Source organism: Bacillus sp. SIMBA_005 (assembly GCF_046535585.1).
Lineage (GTDB): Bacteria > Bacillota > Bacilli > Bacillales > Bacillaceae > Bacillus > Bacillus pumilus.
Genome location: NZ_JAWRWI010000985.1, coordinates 1 through 244, shown reverse-complemented (window position 1 = coordinate 244; position 244 = coordinate 1). Strand labels below are relative to the sequence as shown.

At 44.7% G+C, this 244-nt stretch carries 1 protein-coding gene; it reads left to right on the top strand.

Annotated elements, in window-relative coordinates; genetic code table 11:
- On the top strand, positions 1-244 hold a 244-nt coding region (locus SB660_RS23040; protein ID WP_410584858.1), incomplete at both ends, for a PHP domain-containing protein.

Sequence of the window (244 nt, the reverse complement as noted above, 5' to 3'; positions counted from 1 at the left end):
CGGCCTTAAAAATCTGTTTAAGCTCGTGTCCATTTCTCATATTCAATATTTCTACAGAGTGCCGCGCATTCCGAGGTCGCAGCTTAATAAATACAGAGAAGGTCTGTTAATCGGCTCTGCCTGTGACAGGGGAGAGGTCTTTGAAGGCATGATGCAAAAATCACCTGAAGAGGTTGAAGATATCGCATCATTCTATGATTATCTTGAAGTGCAGCCGCCGGAAGTATACAGACACCTTCTGCAG